Origin of the sequence: Dietzia massiliensis (assembly GCF_018390595.1) — a bacterium.
Classification (GTDB): Bacteria; Actinomycetota; Actinomycetes; order Mycobacteriales; family Mycobacteriaceae; genus Dietzia; species Dietzia massiliensis.
The window spans coordinates 1-374 of sequence record NZ_JAHBAV010000292.1; the positions used below are offsets into that span (position 1 = coordinate 1).

At 63.1% G+C, this 374-nt stretch carries 1 pseudogene; it reads right to left on the reverse strand.

Going from position 1 to position 374, the window contains the following annotated elements:
- Positions 1-374, reverse strand: a pseudogene (locus KHA85_RS17260) (FAD-binding dehydrogenase); the annotation flags it as partial.

Here is a 374-nt window from a genome sequence, read left to right on the forward strand (position 1 = left end):
CACCAGGTCGCGCAACGAATCCGCACTGACGAAGTCCACGCCCCGATCGACGAACGCCTGCACGGGCCCCGGCGGTCCGGAGCGTGCCCGGTTCCGCAGCAGCTCGCGCACGCTCTGCCCGGTCAGATCGGGATTCTGTTCCTGCCCGGAAAGCGCGAATTCCTTCTCAATGATCTTGGCGTTCAACACAAACCACGTGTAGTCGAACCCGGATCGGGTGATGTACTCGAGCGTGCCAAGTGTGTCGAAACCGGGATACAGGGGAACCGGCAACCGCTTGCCGTTCGCATCCAGCCACAGCGACGACGGGCCCGGGATGATGCGAATTCCGTGCAGCGGCCAGATCGGGTTGTAGTTGGTGATGCCCTCGGTGT